We start from the raw sequence: 18,258 nt of genomic DNA, 5'->3' as shown, positions 1-18,258 counted from the left end.
CCACCCTCCGCCCGCTCCTTCACACACCCCCCACACCGCGAAGCACCACCCTCATCACAGCAACGCCGCACCAGGGAGCTGTTTTCCATGAGCGCCGAGACTCCTGCCGTATCCGGCCAGTTCACCCGCCGGAGGCTGCAGTTCCGCGCCTGGCGGGGCACACGTCCGTTCTGGGCCGGGCTGCTCGTCCTGCTCGGCGGCTTTCCGATCATGTACTTCCCGTACGCCCATCTCCAGCTCGGTCACCTGACCCTGGCGATGGCGACCACCGCGGGAGCCGGTTCCCTGATCATCGGCGTGCTGCTCGTCGTCCTGGGCATCAGCCTCTGGTTCCAGAAGCACATCAGGGTCTTCGCGGGTGTCGCGGCGATCCTGCTGGCGCTGGTGTCCATCCCCGTGTCCAACTTCGGCGGCTTCGTCGTCGGCTTCCTGCTCGCGCTCATCGGCGGCGCGATGGCCGTGGCGTGGGCGGAGGGCGTGCCGCCCGCGCCGGAGAGCGTCGAGGAGGACGGCCCGGTCCAGGGCGGTGCTCCGGAGGCCGCGACCGAGACGGCGGTGGACGGGATGAGCGAGTCGAACGACCTGTCAGGAACGAGCCCGGCCAACGGGGCGAACGGGAGGCAAAGTGCCGGCTGACGAGGTGGCCCACGGGACTGAGGTGGACGAGTCCCGTGCGAGAACCGGGCCCCGCCATGCGGCACCCAAGAAGCCGCTGTTCACCAGGTTCCACATGCCGGCAGGCAAGGCCATAGCCATGGCGGCGATGCCGACGGCGGTCCTCGTGGGGATGGGGTTCACGTCGACGCTCGCCGTCGCCGACAACAACTCCTCGACGCCGTCCGCCAAGAACCTGACGATCAAGGAGTACGAGGACTGCGTCGCGGCGCTGGACGACTCCAAGGACGAGTCCTCGGCCTCGCCGACGCCGTCCGCCTCCGCGAGCGCCGGTGAGTCCGCCGAGGGCGGCAAGGACGGCAAGGACGGCAACGCGGAGCCGACGCCCTCGGCGACGTCCTCCGCGGACACGGCGGACAAGGGAGACAAGAGCTCTTCGGGTACGTCCTCTTCGTCGGATTCAGGTTCCGACGACAAGGCCGCGCCCAAGCCGTCTGCCACCGCCTCGGAGAGCAAGCCGGGCGGCTCGGGTGCCGGTGACGCCGCCACGTCGGCCCCGTCGGAGTCCGCGAGCAAGGGCGGCGGCCTGCTGGAGACCGTCGGCGACGCGCTCGGGGGCATCCTCACCGGCGGCAAGTCGGACTCCGAGGCGTCCTCCGCCTCCGAGGCCACGCCGTCCGCCTCCGCCACGCCGTCCGCCTCCGCCACGCCCTCGGCGGACGGGACGAAGGACGCCACGGACAGTTCCTCCGGCTCCGCGGGCAGGAGCGCGTCCGACACCGTCAAGGACACCACCGAGAAGGTCACCGGCACGGTCGAGGACACCGTGAAGGGCACGACCGACACGGCGTCCAAGGCGGCCGAGGACGCCAGGAAGGCCGTAGAGGACGCAGCCGGCGCGGCCGACGAGGCCACCGCCTCGCCGAGCCCGTCCGCGAGCGCCGCGACGGACTTGAAGGACTGCCCGGTCGCCACCGACGCCGTGGGCGGCGTGGACAACAAGGTGCTGCTGGCCGACGACCCCTGGTACCTGGACGCCAGCTCGCTGACCCTGAAGGGCGCCGACTACCAGGGCATCGTCGAGGTCAGGACCGCCAACGGCACCGTGAAGAAGGTGCTGAAGTACGTCATCTCCAAGGGCACGGACATCGGCGACCTGCACCAGACGGTGAAGGACAAGCAGTCCGGCAAGACCTACCACGTGCAGGCGGCCAGGGGCTCCAAGTCCACGATCACCGGCGGCGACACGGTGATGTACACCGAGAGCATCTCCGGCAACCTGCTCGGCCTGATCCCGGTCACGTTCAGCCCGGACAACCCGCCCCCGCTGAACATCCCGCTGATCTACTTCACCAAGGTCCACGTGGTCCAGGCAGCCCAGTTCGGCGGCAACCTGCACGTCCCCGGCATGCACGTCTTCACCACCGGCTGAGCGTCCGCACCGGCCCGTCCGGGAGCCGCGACACGCCAGAGGGCGCCCCCAGTTCGCGGGGGGCGCCCTCAGTGCCGTGGAAGACGGCCGCGTGCGCGGTCAGTCGCGGTCGCCGCCGCCCAGGTGGTGGACGCGGACCATGTTGGTGGTGCCGGGGACGCCGGGGGGCGAGCCGGCGGTGATGATGACCGTGTCGCCGGGGGCGAAGCGGTTGAGCTTGATCATCTCCTGGTCGACCAGTTCGACCATCTCGTCGGTGCTGTTGACGAACGGCACCACGTGCGGCTCCACGCCCCAGCTGAGCGCCAGCTGGTTGCGGGTGGACTCGTCGGTGGTGAACGCCAGGATCGGCTGGACCGCGCGGTAGCGGGAGAGCCGGCGGGCCGTGTCGCCGGACTGGGTGAAGGCCACCAGGCCCTTGCCGCCCAGGAAGTCGGCGATCTCGGCCGCGGCACGGGCCACCGAACCGCCCTGTGTACGCGGCTTCTTGCCGGGCACCAGCGGCTGCAGGCCCTTGGAGAGCAGTTCCTCCTCGGCCGCCTTGACGATCTTCGACATCGTCTTGACGGTCTCGATCGGATACGCGCCCACGCTCGACTCGGCCGACAGCATCACCGCGTCGGCGCCGTCCAGGATCGCGTTGGCCACGTCGGAGGCCTCGGCGCGGGTCGGCCGCGAGTTGGTGATCATCGACTCCATCATCTGGGTCGCCACGATCACCGGCTTGGCGTTGCGCCGGCACAGCTCGATCAGGCGCTTCTGCACCATGGGGACCTTCTCGAGCGGGTACTCGACGGCCAGGTCCCCGCGGGCGACCATCACGCCGTCGAACGCCATCACGACGTCCTGCATATTCTCCACCGCCTGCGGCTTCTCCACCTTGGCGATGACGGGGACGCGGCGGCCTTCCTCTTCCATGACCCGGTGCACGTCGGCGACGTCCTTGGCGTCCCGGACGAAGGACAGGGCGACCATGTCGCAGCCCATGCGCAGCGCGAAGCGCAGGTCCTCGATGTCCTTCTCGGACAGCGCCGGCACGTTCACCGCCGCGCCGGGCAGGTTGATGCCCTTGTGGTCGGAGACGACGCCGCCCTCGATGACGATCGTCCTCACCCGCGGGCCCTCGACGTCCAGGACCTTCAGCTCGACGTTGCCGTCGTTGATGAGGACCTGGTCGCCGCGCGAGACGTCGCCCGGCAGTCCCTTGTACGTCGTGCCGCAGATGTGCTTGTCGCCCGGGACGTCCTCGGTGGTGATGGTGAACTCGTCACCCCGCTCGAGCTCGACCGGACCCTCGGCGAAGGTCTCCAGGCGGATCTTCGGGCCCTGCAGGTCGGCGAGGACCGCGATGGCCCGGCCGGTCTCCTTGGCGGCGGCGCGGACGCGGTCGTACCGTCCCTGGTGCTCGGCGTGCGTGCCGTGGCTGAAGTTGAAACGGGCCACGTTCATGCCCGCCTCGATCAGGGCGACGAGCTGCTCGTGGGAGTCGACCGCGGGGCCGAGAGTACAGACGATTTTCGAACGGCGCATGGGGCGATCCTATCGGTTTGTTTCGCTGCGGAATATTCCGTCTGGCGGAAGATACAAATGTGCGGAGCCGTGCTCAGCCGCGCATTGAAAATCAGCCGTTGTCAGTCGTTGTTTCCCGCCAGTGCGTTTCCCACCAGTGCGTACGTCTGTGTCGCTATCTCCATTTCCTCGTCCGTCGGAACCACGGCCACGGCCACCCGCGCGCCCTCGGGCGAGATCAGCCGCGCCCCGCCGCCCCGTACGGCGTTGCGCTCGCCGTCCACCGCCAGGCCCAGCCCCTCCAGGCCCGCGACGGCGGCCTCGCGCACGAAGGCGGCGTTCTCGCCGACCCCGGCGGTGAAGGCGACCGCGTCCACCGTGCCGAGTACCGCGTAATAGGCGCCGATGTACTTCTTCAGCCGGTGGACGTAGATATCGAACGCGAGCCGTGCCTCGTCGTCGCCCTCGTCCATCCGGCGCCGTATCTCCCGCATGTCGTTGTCGCCGCACAGACCGAACAGTCCGCTCCTCTTGTTGAGAAGAGTGTCGATCTCGTCCATGGACATTCCAGCAACGCGCCGCAAATGGAAGATGACGGCCGGGTCCAGGTCACCCGAACGCGTTCCCATCACCAGCCCCTCCAGCGGGGTGAGCCCCATGGAGGTGTCCACGCACCGTCCGCCCCGCACCGCCGAGGCGGACGCCCCGTTGCCCAGGTGCAGCACGATCACGTTGACGTCTTCGGGCGCCTTGCCCAGCAGTTCGGCCGTGGCCCGGGAGACGTACGCGTGCGAGGTGCCGTGGAAGCCGTAGCGGCGCACCCGGAACCGGTCCGCGACCTTCGTCTCGATCGCGTAGCGGGCCGCGGACTCCGGCATGGTGGTGTGGAACGCCGTGTCGAAGACGGCGACCTGCGGCAGGTCCGGGCGCAGTGCCATGGCCGTGCGGATGCCGGTGAGGTTGGCCGGGTTGTGCAGGGGCGCCACCGGGATCAGCCGCTCGATCTCGGTGAGTACGTCGTCGTCGACGACGGTGGGCTCGGTGAAGAACATGCCGCCGTGCACCACCCGGTGCCCGATCGCGGCCAGCTCGGGGGAGTCCAGGCCGAGCCCGTCCCTGGCCAGCTCCTCGGCCACGGCCTTCAGCGCGGCGTCGTGGTCGGCGATCGGGCCGTGGTGCTCACGGGTGGCACCCGTGCCGACGCAGGTGTGCTGGAGGCGGGAGGTCTGCTCGCCGATGCGCTCGACCAGGCCGACGGCGAGCCGGGTCGCGTCGCGCATGTCGAGCAGCTGGTACTTCACCGACGAGGAGCCGGAGTTGAGGACGAGGACGCGGGTCGCGTGCACGGTGTTCGAAAGCTCCCTGTTCGGACGTCAGTTGGCGGGCGACTGGGCCTGGGCCTGGACGGCGGTGATGGCGACGGTGTTGACGATGTCCTGCACCAGGGCGCCGCGCGAGAGGTCGTTGACCGGCTTGCGCAGACCCTGCAGGACCGGGCCGACCGCGATCGCGCCGGCCGAGCGCTGCACGGCCTTGTAGGTGTTGTTGCCGGTGTTCAGGTCCGGGAAGATCAGCACGGTGGCCTGCCCGGCCACCTCCGAGTCCGGCAGCTTGGTGGCGGCCACCGACGGCTCCACGGCCGCGTCGTACTGGATCGGCCCCTCGATCAGCAGGTCCGGGCGGCGCCGCCGGACCAGCTCGGTCGCCTCGCGCACCTTGTCCACGTCGGCGCCCGAGCCGGAGGTGCCGGTGGAGTACGACAGCATGGCGATCCGCGGCTGAACGCCGAACTGGGCGGCGGTGGCCGCCGACTGGATGGCGATGTCGGCCAGCTGCTCGGCGTCCGGGTCGGGGTTGACCGCGCAGTCGCCGTAGACGAGCACCCTGTCGGCCAGGCACATGAAGAACACGGAGGACACGATCGAGGCGTCCTCCTTGGTCTTGATGATCTCGAAGGCGGGCCGGATGGTCGCTGCGGTGGAGTGCACCGAGCCCGACACCATGCCGTCGGCGAGGCCCTCCTGGACCATGAGGGTGCCGAAGTAGTTGACGTCCGAGACGACGTCGTACGCCAGCTCCACCGTGACGCCCCTGTGGCCGCGCAGCCGGGCGTACTGCTCGGCGAAGGCGTCCCGCAGCTCGGAGACGGCCGGGTCGATCAGCTGCGAGTCGCCGAGGTCGATGCCGAGGTCGGCGGCCTTCTTGCGGATGGCGTCCACCGGCCCGAGCAGCGTCAGGTCGCACACGCCGCGGCGCAGCAGCACCTCCGCCGCGTGCAGCATGCGCTCCTCGGCGCCCTCCGGCAGGACCACACGCCGCTTGTCGGAGCGGGCCTGCTGGAGCAGCTTGTGCTCGAACATCATCGGTGTGACCCGGTCGCTGCTCGGCGCGGACACCCGCTTGCTGAGGTCGGCGGTGTCGATGTACCGCTCGAACAGGCCGAGCGCGGTCTCCGCCTTGCGCGGGGTGGCCGCGCTCAGCTTGCCCTCCAGGGAGAAGATCCGCTCGGCGGTGGGAAAGCTGTTGCCGGCCACCGAGACGACCGGGGTGCCCGGGGCGAGCCGGGCGGCGAGGGTGAGGACCTCCTGCCGCGGCACCTCGTCGAGGGTCAGCAGCACGCCGGCTATCGGCGGGGTCCCGGCGCTGTGCGCGGCGAGCGAGCCGACGACCAGGTCGCCCCGGTCGCCGGGGGTGACGACGAGGCAGCCCGGGGTCAGCGCGGTGAGGAGATTGGGCAGCGTGGCGCCGCCGAAGACGAAGTCGAGGACGTCGCGGGCCAGCCCCGAGTCGTCGCCGAGCAGGACCTTGCCGTCCAGGGCGTGGGTGATCTGCGAGACCGTCGGCGCGGACAGGGCGGGCTCGTCGGGCACCACCCAGCAGGGCACCGGCAGCCGCCCGGCCAGCCGTTCGGCGATCAGGTCCCGGTCCTCGCGGACCACCCGGTTGGTGACCATGGCGAGGACGTCGCAGCCCAGGCCGTCGTAGGCGCGGTAGGCGTTGAGGGTCTCGGCGAGCACGGACTCGGCGGTCTGCTTGCGGCCGCCCACGACCGGCAGCACGGAGGCGCCGAACTCGTTCGCCAGCCGGGCGTTGAGCGACAACTCGTCGGGGAGCTGCGTTTCGGCGAAGTCGGTGCCGAGCACCAGGACGACGTCGTAGTCCCGGGCGACCAGATGAAAGCGGTCGACAAGAGCGGAGACCAGCTCGTCCGTGCCCTGCTCGGCCTGGAGCGTGTTCGCCTCGTGGTAGTCCATGCCGTAGACGGTCGCCGGGTCCTGGGGGAGCCGGTAGCGGGCGCGCAGCAGTTCGAAGAGGCGGTCCGGGCCGTCGTGCACGAGGGGGCGGAAGACGCCCACCCGGTCGACCTGACGGGTCAGCAGCTCCATGACTCCCAGCTCGACGACCTGCCGGCCGTCGCCGCGGTCGATGCCGGTCACGTACACGCTGCGGGTCACGCGGGCTCTCCGTTTCCTCGGGGTGGCGTCCTACGAAAAACGCCCACAGGGGCGAGCGGAACTGGGCAGAACCCTCTTGACACTACCCCGCTCGACAGATAAGGCGCCCGTCAGGACGATGGCACCTCCCGGACGTGGAACAATCGGACAGGATCACCGGTGTCAACAGTGAGCAGGAGACACAGCACGATGCGTATCGGAGTTCTCACGGCAGGCGGCGACTGTCCGGGGCTGAACGCGGTGATCCGGTCGGTCGTGCACCGAGCGGTCACGACGTACGGCGACGAGGTCATCGGCTTCGAGGACGGCTACGCCGGTCTGCTCGACGGCCGCTACCGGAGCCTGGACCTCAACGCGGTGGGCGGCATCCTGGCCCGCGGCGGCACCATCCTCGGCTCCTCCCGGCTGGAGCGCGACCGGCTCCGCGAGGCGTGCGAGAACGCCTCCGACATGATCCACCGGTTCGGCATCGACGCGCTCATCCCGATCGGCGGCGAGGGCACGCTGACGGCGGCGCGGATGCTGTCGGACGCGGGGCTGCCGGTGGTGGGCGTGCCGAAGACGATCGACAACGACATCTCCTCCACCGACCGCACCTTCGGATTCGACACGGCCGTCGGCGTGGCCACGGATGCGATGGACCGCCTCAAGACCACCGCCGAGTCCCACCAGCGCGTGATGGTGGTCGAGGTCATGGGCCGCCACGCGGGCTGGATCGCCCTGGAGTCCGGCATGGCGGCCGGCGCCCACGGCATATGCCTGCCCGAGCGCCCCTTCGACCCGGCCGACCTGGTCAAGATGGTCGAGGAGCGCTTCGCCCGCGGCAAGAAGTTCGCCGTGATCTGCGTCGCCGAGGGCGCCCACCCGGCCGAGGGCACCATGGACTACGGCAAGGGCGAGATCGACCAGTACGGCCACGAGCGCTTCCAGGGCATCGGCACAGCGCTGGCGTACGAGCTGGAGAAGCGGCTCGGCAAGGAGGCCAAGCCGGTCATCCTCGGCCACGTCCAGCGCGGCGGCGTCCCCACGGCCTACGACCGCGTCCTCGCCACCCGCTTCGGCTGGCACGCGGTGGAGGCCGCACACCGCGGCGAGTTCGGCCACATGACCGCGCTGCGCGGCACCGACATCGTGATGGTCCCGCTCGCCGAGGCGGTCATCGAACTGAAGACGGTCCCGAAGGACCGCATGGACGAGGCCGAGTCGGTGTTCTGACCGCAGTCCTCCACTTGCCCCCGCCTACCGCCCCGGGCCCGGGACCCAGCGGTAGACCAGCTCCGGTCTGCCCACCTGGCCGTACAGGGGGCTGCGGTCGGCTCGGCCCGCGTCGACCAGGTGCTCCAGGTAGCGCCGGGCCGTGATGCGGGAGATGCCGACCGCCTCGGCGACCCCGGCCGCCGTGAGGCCCTCCTCCACCTCCCGCAACGCGCCCGTGACCCGCTCCAGGGTCGGCGCACTCAGCCCTTTGGGGAGGGTGGCCGGGCCCGGGGCGCGCAGCGTCGCGAGGGCCCGGTCGACCTCCGCCTGCCCGCTGGCCTCTCCGGCCGCCGCGTGGAACTCGGCGTACCGCACCAGCCGGTCCCGCAGCGTGGCGAAGGTGAACGGTTTCAGCACGTACTGGACCACGCCCAGCGAGACCCCTTCGCGCACCACCGCCAGGTCCCGCGCCGAGGTCACCGCGATCACGTCCGCGTGATGGCCGGCGGCCCGCAGGGAACGGGCCAGTCGCAGGCCGTGCACGTCCGGCAGATGCAGGTCGAGCAGGAGCAGGTCCACCGGAGTGCGGTCCAGCGCCCGCCGGGCCTCCGCGCCCGTGTGCGCCTTGCCGACCGCGACGAACCCCGGCACTCGGCCGACGTACATCACGTGCGCGTCCGCCGCGACCGGGTCGTCCTCGACCACCAGGACGCGAATGGGCTGCCCGCTCGTCATGCCTCCCTCCATGCCCCGCCTCCGGACACGCGGCCCGCGCCCCCGTCCCCCAACGGCAACCGCGCCTCGAACACCGCGCCGCCCCCCTCGGCCTCCGTCACCGTCAACGTCCCCTCGTGCCGCCGCACCGCCTGCCGTACGAGCGCCAGGCCCAGCCCCCGCCCGCCTCGCCCCGTCCGCTTGGTGGAGAAGCCGCGCTGGAACACCAGGTCGGCGTGGGCCGGATCCACCCCCGGCCCGGTGTCCGCGACCCGCAGCACCAGCTCCGCGCCCTCCGCGCAAGCCGTCACCGTCACCCGCGCCCGCAGGCTGCCCTGCGCCGCGTCCACCGCATTGTCGATGAGGTTGCCGAGGATCGTCACCAGGTCCCGGGACGGCAGGCTCCCAGGGAGCAGCCCGTCGTCCAGGCCGCTGTCCTCGGACACCACCAGCTCCACGCCCCGCTCGTTGGCCTGCGCGGTCTTGCCGAGCAGCAGTGCGGCCAGCACCGGCTCGCTCACCGCCGAGACCACCTGGTCGGTCAGCGCCTGGGCCAGCTCCAACTCCGCCGTGGCGAACTCCACGGCCTCCTCCGCCCGCCCCAGCTCGATCAGCGACACCACGGTGTGCAGGCGGTTCGCGGCCTCGTGCGCCTGGGAGCGCAGCGCCTGCGTGAAACCGCGTTCGGAGTCCAGCTCGCCCATCAGCGACTGCAGTTCGGTGACGTCCCGCAGGGTCACCACCGTGCCCCGGCGCTCCCCGCCCGACACGGGCGAGGTGTTGACCACCAGCACCCGCGACGCGGTCAGGTGCACCTCGTCCGTCCGAGGCCCGGAGGCCAGCAGCGCGCCCGTCAGCGGAGTCGGCAGGCTCAGGTCCGTCACCGACCGCCCCACGACATCCTCCCCACTCCCCACTCCCAGCAACTCCCGCCCCCCGTCGTTGATCAACGCCACCCGGCGCTGCGCGTCCAGCATCAGCAGCCCTTCGCGCACCGCGTGCAGCGCGGCCTGGTGGTAGTCGTGCATCCGGCTGAGCTCGGCCGCGTTCATGCCGTGGGTGTGCCGGCGCAGCTGGGCGTTGATCACGTACGTACCGATGGCGCCGAGCGCGAGCACCCCGGCGGCGACCGAGAACAGCGCGGTGACCTGCTCCCGCACCCGCTCGGTGATCGCCTCGACCTTGATGCCGGCGCTGACCAGCCCGATCACGCGGCCGCCCTCCTCGACGGGCGTGACCGCGCGGACGGACGGGCCGAGGGTGCCCGTGTAGGTCTCGGTGAAAGTCTCGCCGCGCTGGGCGCGGGCGATGTTGCCGAGGAAGGGCTTGCCGATCTGGTTCGGGTCCGGGTGCGTCCAGCGGATGCCCCCGGGAGTCATGATCGTGACGAAGTCGACCCCGGTGTCCTTCTGCACCCTCAGCGCGTACGGCTGGAGTTCCGCCGAGGGGTCGGAGGTGTGGATCGCCGTCCGGACCGACGGCGCGTCGGCGATCGAGCGGGCCACCGCGGTGGCCTGACGGCGGGCCGCCTCCTCGGCCTGGCCCTGATCGTTGACGTACGTGAACAGTGCATATCCGGCCACGACGAGCGCGAGCAGCACCGCCTGCATCGCGAACAGCTGGCCCGCCAGGCTGCGAGGTCTCGGAAGGGCGGGTATGCGCATGCCGTCAGTCTGCCTCTCCGTTCTGGCGTGAACTAAATGAACGGAAGGGTGACCGCCCTCACACGGCACGAGATAGTCACGGCATTCCCCGAAAACCCCGGACGTGAGCCGCACGCCGGTGATGCCGACGACGTCGTCAAGGAGGGCCGCCGTGAGCAGCGCAGCCGATACGGCACCTGCCGCACCCGCACCCGAACCCGGGCCCGCGCCCGCGGCCAAGCGGGACCGCACCCACTATCTGTACATAGCCGTGATCGCCGCGGCGGTCCTGGGAATCGCCGTCGGGTTCGCCGCGCCGGACCTCGCCAAGGAGCTCAAGCCGCTCGGCACCGGCTTCGTGAACCTGATCAAGATGATGATCTCGCCGATCATCTTCTGCACGATCGTGCTCGGCGTCGGTTCGGTGCGGAAGGCCGCGAAGGTCGGCAAGGTCGGCGGGCTCGCGCTCGGCTACTTCATCGTGATGTCGTTCGTCGCGCTGGCCATCGGACTCGTGGTCGGCAACATCATCCACCCGGGCAGCGGCATGCACCTGACCGAGGCGGTGAAGGGCGTCGGCCACGCACAGGCCGAGGCCGGGAGCGAGGGCCCGGTCGACTTCGTGCTCGGCATCATCCCGACCACGCTGGTGTCGGCGTTCACCCAGGGCCAGGTGCTGCAGACCCTGCTGGTCGCCCTGCTCGTCGGGTTCGCGCTGCAGGCCATGGGCAGCAAGGGCGAGCCGATCCTGCGCGGGGTGGAGCACATCCAGCGGCTGGTCTTCCGCGTCCTCGCCATGATCATGTGGGCCGCCCCCATCGGCGCCTTCGGCGCCATCGCCGCCGTCGTCGGCGAGACGGGCATCGACGCCCTGAAGGCACTCGCCACGATCATGCTCGGCTTCTACGTCACCTGCGTGCTGTTCGTGATCGTGGTGCTGGGCGCGCTGACCCGGATCGTGACCGGGGTCAACATCTTCCATCTGCTGAAGTACCTGGGCCGTGAGTTCCTGCTGATCGTGTCCACGTCGTCGTCCGAGTCCGCGCTGCCCCGGCTCATCGCCAAGATGGAGCACCTGGGCGTGAGCCGTCCGGTCGTCGGCATCACCGTGCCGACCGGCTACTCCTTCAACCTCGACGGCACGATGATCTACCTGACCATGGCCTCGCTGTTCATCGCCGACGCGATGGGCCAGCCGCTGTCCGTCGGCCAGCAGATCACTCTGCTGCTGTTCATGATGGTCGCCTCCAAGGGCGCGGCCGGTGTCACCGGCGCCGGCCTGGCCACCCTCGCCGGTGCCCTGCAGTCCCACAAGCCCGCCCTGGTCGACGGCGTCGGCCTGATCGTCGGCATCGACCGCTTCATGAGCGAGGCCCGCGCCCTGACCAACTTCGCGGGCAACGCGGTCGCCACCCTGCTGATCGGCACCTGGACCGGCGAGGTCGACAAGGACCGGGTGCGGCGGGTGCTCGCCGGTGAGCTGCCCTTCGACGAGAAGACCCTGCTCGACGACTCCGACGACGCCGGAACCCCGGCCGAGCTGCCCGACCGGCCCGAGAAGGAGCTCGCCAAGGCCTGACTCCGGGCCGCCCCGCTCCGGGCGCCCGGCCCCGCCTGAACCCGGGCCGGGCGCCCGGCACACGAAGAAGCCGCCGAGCGGCCGAGCCCTCCCCGTGGGCCCGGCCGCTCGGCCTTCTCCGCGGGGCAGGCAGGCCGTCGTTCATGACGGGAAGCGTTGCCTTGACGCCGACGTCAAGCCGTACGGTCGGGACATGCGAATCGGTGAGCTGGCCGCGCGGGCCGGTACGACGGCACGGGCCCTGCGGTACTACGAGTCGCGGGGGCTGCTGCCCGCGCGGCGGGACGTCCACGGGTACCGCACGTACGACGAGCGCGATCTGAGGCTGCTCACGCAGATCAGGACGCTGCAGGACTTCGGGTTCGACCTGGAGGAGACCCGGCCGTTCGTGGAGTGCCTGCGGGCCGGGCACCCGGAGGGCGACTCCTGTCCGGCGTCGCTCGCGGCCTACCGGCGCAAGCTGGACGAGCTCGACGCGCTCATCGGCGAGCTGCGGGCGGTGCGGGCGCAGGTCGGCGCGCAGCTCGCACGGGCGATGGGGGCACCCCCTGCTCATGGAGGTCCCCCCTGTTCGAGCGGAGTCGAGAACTTGGGGGAGGAGTCGAGAGCTCGGGGGAGGGCGCGGGACGATCTGGCCGCCGATGCGCTGGTTCCGGGTGGTCCGGAGCCGAGGTGCGAGCTGGGAGGGCAGCAGCGATGATCAGGGCGGCGGGCGTGGCAGAGGTGACGGACGCGGACTTCGAGGCGGAGGTGCTCGGCTCGGACCGGCCGGTACTGGTGGAGTTCACCGCCGGCTGGTGCCCGCCGTGTCGGCAGATGGGGCCGGTGCTCAGCGCTCTGGCCGCCGAGGAGGGCGGCCGGCTGAAGGTGGTCCAGCTGGACGTGGACACCAACCCGGACACCACGAACGCGTACAAGGTGCTGTCCATGCCGACCTTCATGGTCTTCCGCGCCGGCGAACCCGTGAAGTCCATGGTGGGGGCACGCCCCAAGAGGCGGCTGCTGGAGGAGCTGTCCGACGTGCTGTGACCCGTCCCGCGCCAAAAGGAATCCCCCGGGTAATTGCGTCCGGGGGATTTCCTTGCGTATATTCGGTGATTCGCGACTTCAAATGGAATGGGTCGCGAAGAAGTTCACTGAACACAGTATATCCGGGCGGGAGCCGAATTGTCAAACACCGATTTTCCAGACGGTGAATTGCGGCAGGAACAGGAATTCATCGACGGGCTGTACGCACGCGTGGACGCGCTGCGCGGTGACGCCGAAGCCTCCGTCGCGGACGCGCTCGCGCAGGGCGACACGCCCATGCAGGCAAGGCTGGAGCGGGACATCCTCGTCGCCGAGCGGTCGGGGCTGCTGGCCGCGCTGAACGCCGTGGACGGCTCGCTCTGCTTCGGACGGATCGACCTCACGAAAGGCGACAGCCATCACATCGGCCGTATCGGCCTGCGCGCCGACGACGCCGACCGTACGCCGGTCCTGATCGACTGGCGGGCCGACGTCGCCCGCCCCTTCTACCTGGCCACCGGCCACACCCCGATGGGCCTGCGCCGCCGCCGGCACATCTCCACCGAGGAGCGCCGGGTCAGCGCCCTGCACGACGAGATCCTCGACCTCGGCGACACCACCCGCACGGGCCACGAGGACCCGACCGGCGACGCGGTGCTGCTCGCCGCGCTCAACTCCGCGCGCACCGGCCGGATGGGCGACATCGTGCGGACCATCCAGGCCGACCAGGACCGCATCATCCGCGCCCCGCACCGCGGAGTGCTCGTGGTCGAGGGCGGGCCGGGCACCGGCAAGACCGCGGTCGCCCTGCACCGTGCGGCCTACCTGCTGTACGAGCACCGCGAACTGCTCGCCAAGCGCGCCGTCCTCATCGTCGGCCCCAACCCCGCCTTCCTCGGCTACATCGGCGAGGTGCTGCCCTCCCTCGGCGAGACCGGCGTGCTGCTGGCCACCGTCGGCGAGCTGTTCCCCGGCGTCAAGGCGACGGCCACCGACACACCCGAGGCGGCCGCCGTCAAGGGCCGCGCCGACATGGCCGACGTGCTCGCCGCCGTCGTACGCGACCGGCAGGCGCTGCCCGACCCGGTCATCGCCATCGAGCACGACCGCGAGGTCCTGATGCTCGACGACGGCCTGGTGAACGTCGCCCGTGAGCGGACCCGCGCCACGAAGCTCCCGCACAACGTGGCCCGCGAGCACTTCGAGGGCCACATCCTCAACACGCTCACCGAGATGGTCGCCGAGCGCATCGGCACCGACCCCTACGACGGCTCCAACCTCCTCGACGCCAGTGACATCACCCAGATCCGCGACGAACTCGCCCAGAACACCGAGGTCTGGTCGGCCATCGACCAGCTGTGGCCGCGGCTGACCCCGCAGCGGCTGGTCGCGGACTTCCTGGCCGACCCGGAGGGATACGTCAGCGACGAGGACGCGGCCGCGATCCGCCGCCCGGTGACCCGGGCCTGGACCGTCGCGGACGTCCCCCTGCTCGACGAGGCCGCCGAACTGCTCGGCGAGGACGACCGCGTGGCCCGCACCCGCGCCGAGCGCGAGCGGGCGAACGAGGTCGCCTACGCGCAGGGCGTGCTGGACGTGTCGTACGCCTCCCGGACCTACGAGTTCGAGGACGTGGACGACGAGGACTCGGAGGTGCTGTCCGCGCACGACATCATCGACGCCGAACGGTTCGCCGAGCGGCAGGAGGAGGAGGACCACCGCAGCGCCGCCGAGCGCGCGGCGGCCGACCGCACCTGGGCGTTCGGGCACATCATCGTCGACGAGGCGCAGGAGCTGTCACCGATGGCGTGGCGGCTGCTGATGCGGCGCAGCCCCACCCGCTCCATGACCCTGGTCGGCGACCCCGCGCAGACCGCGGAGGCGGCCGGTGTCGGCTCCTGGGCGGACATTCTCCAGCCGTACGTCGAGGACCGCTGGGAGCACACCCGCCTCGGCGTCAACTACCGCACCCCCGCCGAGATCATGGACGTCGCCGCGGCCGTGGTCCGCGCCGAGCACCCCGGCTTCGAGCCGCCCAGTTCGGTCCGCTCCACGGGCGTACGGCCCTGGGCCCGCGCCACCGACGACCTGCCCGGCGCGGTGGAGAAGGCCGTCGCCGAGCTCACCCCGTCCCCCAGGCTCTCGGCTTCTCCCCCAAGCTCTCGACCCCGCTCGAACAGGGGGGACCCCCATGAGCAGGGAGGTGCCCCCATGGGCCGGCTCGCGGTGATCGCCCCGCGTGACCTGCACCGCGGGCTGGCCGCCCGGCTGGACGGGGTCACGGCCGGCGCCGAGCCCGACCTCACCCGGACGGTCGTCCTGCTCGACCCGCGCCAGGCCAAGGGCCTGGAGTTCGACTCCGTCCTGGTGGTCGAACCGGGCCGGTACGGCACGAGCGACCTGTACGTGGCCCTGACCCGGGCCACGCAGCGGCTCGGTGTGCTGCACACCGGCGGGTTGCCGAAGGCCCTGGCGGACGTCCTGGCCTGAGCGGGCCGGTCAGGCCGGCCGCAGCCACACCGTCGCCAGTGGTGGCAGGGTCAGCCGGATACTCGCCGGACGGCCGTGCCGCCCCTGCGGCTCCGGCTTGACCGGGTCCGGATGGACGACGTCGCTGCCGCCGTAGCGGGCCGCGTCGGTGTTGAGGACCTCCAGCCAGGCGGGCACGTCGTCGGGGACGCCGATGCGGTAGTCGGGGCGGACGACCGGGGCGAAGTGGGACACCGCGAGCAGCGGGGTGCCGTCGGCGTCGTAGCGCAGGAAGGCGAAGACGTTGTCGTCCGCCGCGTCCCCGGTGACCCACTGGAAGCCGTCGGGGTGGACGTCCCGCGTCCACAGGGCGGGGGTGGCGCGGTAGACGGCGTTGAGGTCGCGGACCAGGTCCCGTACGCCCCGGTGGTCGGCCTCCGCGCCGTACCCCGGGTCGAGCAGCCACCAGTCCGGGCCGCGGACCTCGGACCACTCCGAGCCCTGGGCGAACTCCTGGCCCATGAAGAGGAGTTGCTTGCCCGGATGGGACCACATGAAGCCGAGGTAGGCGCGCAGGTCGGCGCGCTGCTGCCACCAGTCGCCGGGCATCTTCGACACCAGTGAGCCCTTGCCGTGCACCACCTCGTCGTGGGAGATCGGCAGGACGTAGTTCTCGCTGTAGGCGTACACCATCGAGAACGTCATCTCACCGTGGTGGTACTTGCGGTGGACGGGGTCGTGGCTCATGTACTGCAGCGAGTCGTGCATCCAGCCCATGTTCCACTTCAGCCCGAAGCCCAGGCCGCCGAAACCGCTCGGGCCCCGGTGGTGGGTGGCCCGGGTGACCCCGTCCCAGGCCGTCGACTCCTCCGCGATGGTGACCACGCCCGGCACCTTGCGGTACACGGTCGCGTTCATCTCCTGCAGGAACGCCACCGCGTCCAGGTTCTCCCGGCCGCCGTGCTCGTTCGGCGTCCACTGGCCCGGCTCGCGCGAGTAGTCCAGGTAGAGCATGGAGGCGACCGCGTCCACGCGCAGGCCGTCGATGTGGAACTCCTCGCACCAGTACAGGGCGTTGGCGACGAGGAAGTTGCGCACCTCGCGGCGGCCGAAGTCGAACTCCAGGGTGCCCCAGTCCGGGTGCGCGGCCCGCAGCGGATCGGCGTGCTCGTACAGTGGGCGCCCGTCGAACTCGGCCAGCGCCCAGTCGTCGCGTGGGAAGTGCGCCGGCACCCAGTCCATCAGCACCCCGATGCCCGCCTGGTGCAGGGCGTCGACCAGGTACTTGAAGTCGTCCGGGGCGCCCAGGCGCGCGGTGGGCGCGTAGAAGCCGGTGACCTGGTAGCCCCAGGAGCCGCCGAAGGGGTGCTCGGCGACCGGCATCAGCTCCACGTGGGTGAAGCCGAGCTCCTTGACGTAGGCCGGGAGCTGTTCGGCGAGTTGACGGTACGTCAGCCCCGGTCGCCAGGAGGGAAGATGGACCTCGTACACCGAGAACGGCGCCTCGTGCGCCGGCCGCTCGGCCCGGCGGGCCAGCCACTCCTCGTCGCCCCACTCGTGGTGCGAGGCGTGGATGACGGACGACGTGGCCGGCGGCGCCTCGGTACGGCGGGCCAGCGGGTCGGCGCGCAGCGTCTTCGAACCGTCCGGCCGGGTGATCTCGAACTTGTACAGCTCGCCCTCGCCGATGCCGGGCACGAACAGCTCCCACACGCCCGTCGAGCCGAGCGAGCGCATCGGACACCCGGTGCCGTCCCAGAAGTTGAAGGTGCCGGCCACCCGCACCCCCCGGGCGTTGGGCGCCCACACCGCGAACCGGGTGCCGGTCACACCCCGGAGGGTCGTCGGGTGCGCCCCGAGCGCCTGCCACAGCTGCTCGTGCCGGCCCTCGCCGATCAGGTGCAGATCGAGCTCGCCGAGCGTGGGCAGGAAGCTGTAGGCGTCCGCGATGTGCTGCACCGTCCCCTCGTACGCCACCTCCAGCCGGTACTCCGGTACGTCCCGCAGCGGCAGCAGACCCGAGAAGAACCCGTCCCCGTCGTCGTTCAGCTCGGTCCGCTGCTCCCCGACGACCACGCTGACGCCGAGCGCGTACGGCCGGAACGCCCGGAAGGCGACCCCGCCGGGCACGGGGTGCGCCCCGAGCACGGAGTGCGGATCGTGGTGCGTGCCGCTGAGCAGCCGTTCGCGGTCGGCGGCCCCGGCGGGGACGAGGTCGATTCCGGGCACGGGCTCCGCCGGGGGCGCGGCGACGGGCTCGGGCGCCGCGGGCGTGACCGGCTTCGGGGTGACCGGTGCCTTCGCCGCTGCCTTCGTCGGTGCCTTCTTCGCCGGTGCCTTCCTGGCGGCCTTCTTCGCGGCGGCCTTTGTGGCCGTTGCTTTCGTCGTCGCCTTCGTCGTGGCCGTCGTCTTCGTGGCCGCCTTCTTCGCCACCGCCTTCTTCGCCACCGCCTTCTTGGCCGTGGTCTTTTTCGCGGCTGCCTTCTTCGCCGTGGCCTTCTCCGGCGTGGCCTTCTCCGGCGGCGCCGCCGTCTTCCGTGTGGCGCTCTTCTTCGTGGCCGTCGGCTGCTCGGCACCGGCAGCCTCGGCTGTCTTCTTCGGATCCGAACCGCTGGACGGGGGGCGGGGGGTCACGGG

The 18,258-nt window shown here is 71.2% G+C and carries 13 protein-coding genes; 7 read left to right on the top strand and 6 right to left on the bottom strand.

The genetic code is table 11. The features are described 5' to 3' along the window. Nucleotides 1-87 precede the first annotated feature (87 nt). A complete protein-coding gene (locus ACX25U_RS11145; RefSeq protein ID WP_454391099.1) occupies nucleotides 88-636 on the top strand; it encodes a DUF6114 domain-containing protein in 549 nt (182 codons plus the stop codon). Continuing rightward, nucleotides 626-2,047 (top strand): hypothetical protein, encoded by a 1,422-nt coding sequence (locus ACX25U_RS11140; protein ID WP_454391098.1) that lies wholly within the window; start codon nucleotides 626-628, stop codon nucleotides 2,045-2,047. Before ACX25U_RS11145 ends, ACX25U_RS11140 begins: the two co-directional genes overlap by 11 nt. A 99-nt stretch (nucleotides 2,048-2,146) precedes the next feature. Here ACX25U_RS11140 and pyk read toward each other — a convergent pair whose 3' ends face one another. The 3 genes from pyk to pta form a co-directional block, all read right to left on the bottom strand. Then, a complete protein-coding gene (pyk, locus tag ACX25U_RS11135) occupies nucleotides 2,147-3,577 on the bottom strand; it encodes a pyruvate kinase (protein ID WP_454391096.1) in 1,431 nt (476 codons plus the stop codon). 101 nt (nucleotides 3,578-3,678) lie between these two features. Continuing rightward, a complete protein-coding gene (locus ACX25U_RS11130) occupies nucleotides 3,679-4,902 on the bottom strand; it encodes an acetate kinase (protein ID WP_454391094.1) in 1,224 nt (407 codons plus the stop codon). Between the two features lie 27 nt (nucleotides 4,903-4,929). Continuing rightward, a complete protein-coding gene (pta, locus tag ACX25U_RS11125) occupies nucleotides 4,930-7,011 on the bottom strand; it encodes a phosphate acetyltransferase (protein ID WP_454391092.1) in 2,082 nt (693 codons plus the stop codon). Between the two features lie 189 nt (nucleotides 7,012-7,200). Here pta and ACX25U_RS11120 point away from each other — a divergent pair, with 189 nt between their 5' ends. Next, nucleotides 7,201-8,226, top strand: coding sequence for an ATP-dependent 6-phosphofructokinase (locus ACX25U_RS11120; RefSeq protein WP_454391090.1), 1,026 nt, complete (start codon nucleotides 7,201-7,203; stop codon nucleotides 8,224-8,226). 24 nt (nucleotides 8,227-8,250) lie between these two features. Here the strand turns inward: ACX25U_RS11120 and ACX25U_RS11115 are convergent, their stop codons facing one another. Both ACX25U_RS11115 and ACX25U_RS11110 read right to left on the bottom strand, forming a co-directional pair. Next, nucleotides 8,251-8,943: a response regulator gene (locus tag ACX25U_RS11115; protein ID WP_454391088.1), complete on the bottom strand. Its 693-nt coding sequence runs from the start codon at nucleotides 8,941-8,943 to the stop codon at nucleotides 8,251-8,253. Next, a complete protein-coding gene (locus ACX25U_RS11110; RefSeq protein ID WP_454391086.1) occupies nucleotides 8,940-10,586 on the bottom strand; it encodes a sensor histidine kinase in 1,647 nt (548 codons plus the stop codon). Before ACX25U_RS11110 ends, ACX25U_RS11115 begins: the two co-directional genes overlap by 4 nt. A gap of 151 nt (nucleotides 10,587-10,737) precedes the next feature. On the opposite strand from ACX25U_RS11110, the gene ACX25U_RS11105 reads away from it, so the two are divergent. The 4 genes from ACX25U_RS11105 (at nucleotide 10,738) to ACX25U_RS11090 (ending at nucleotide 15,642) form a co-directional block, all read left to right on the top strand. Then, entirely contained in the window at nucleotides 10,738-12,144 is a 1,407-nt protein-coding gene (locus tag ACX25U_RS11105; protein ID WP_454391085.1) for a cation:dicarboxylate symporter family transporter, read from the top strand. A gap of 193 nt (nucleotides 12,145-12,337) precedes the next feature. Further along, on the top strand, nucleotides 12,338-12,844 hold the full coding sequence (locus ACX25U_RS11100) for a MerR family transcriptional regulator (protein ID WP_454391083.1): 507 nt from the start codon (nucleotides 12,338-12,340) through the stop codon (nucleotides 12,842-12,844). Next, nucleotides 12,841-13,173 (top strand): thioredoxin family protein, encoded by a 333-nt coding sequence (locus ACX25U_RS11095; protein WP_454391081.1) that lies wholly within the window; start codon nucleotides 12,841-12,843, stop codon nucleotides 13,171-13,173. The genes ACX25U_RS11100 and ACX25U_RS11095 overlap by 4 nt, the downstream gene beginning before the upstream one ends. Before the next feature lie 168 nt (nucleotides 13,174-13,341). Further along, nucleotides 13,342-15,642: a HelD family protein gene (locus tag ACX25U_RS11090; RefSeq protein ID WP_454391079.1), complete on the top strand. Its 2,301-nt coding sequence runs from the start codon at nucleotides 13,342-13,344 to the stop codon at nucleotides 15,640-15,642. Between the two features lie 9 nt (nucleotides 15,643-15,651). Here ACX25U_RS11090 and glgB read toward each other — a convergent pair whose 3' ends face one another. Further along, nucleotides 15,652-18,255 (bottom strand): 1,4-alpha-glucan branching enzyme, encoded by a 2,604-nt coding sequence (gene glgB / locus ACX25U_RS11085; protein WP_454391077.1) that lies wholly within the window; start codon nucleotides 18,253-18,255, stop codon nucleotides 15,652-15,654. Nucleotides 18,256-18,258: the final 3 nt, after the last annotated feature.

This window comes from Streptomyces sp. JNUCC 63 (genome assembly GCF_054366325.1).
Note: the sequence above shows the minus strand (reverse complement) of the source record. Positions and strands in the feature narration are given on the sequence as shown.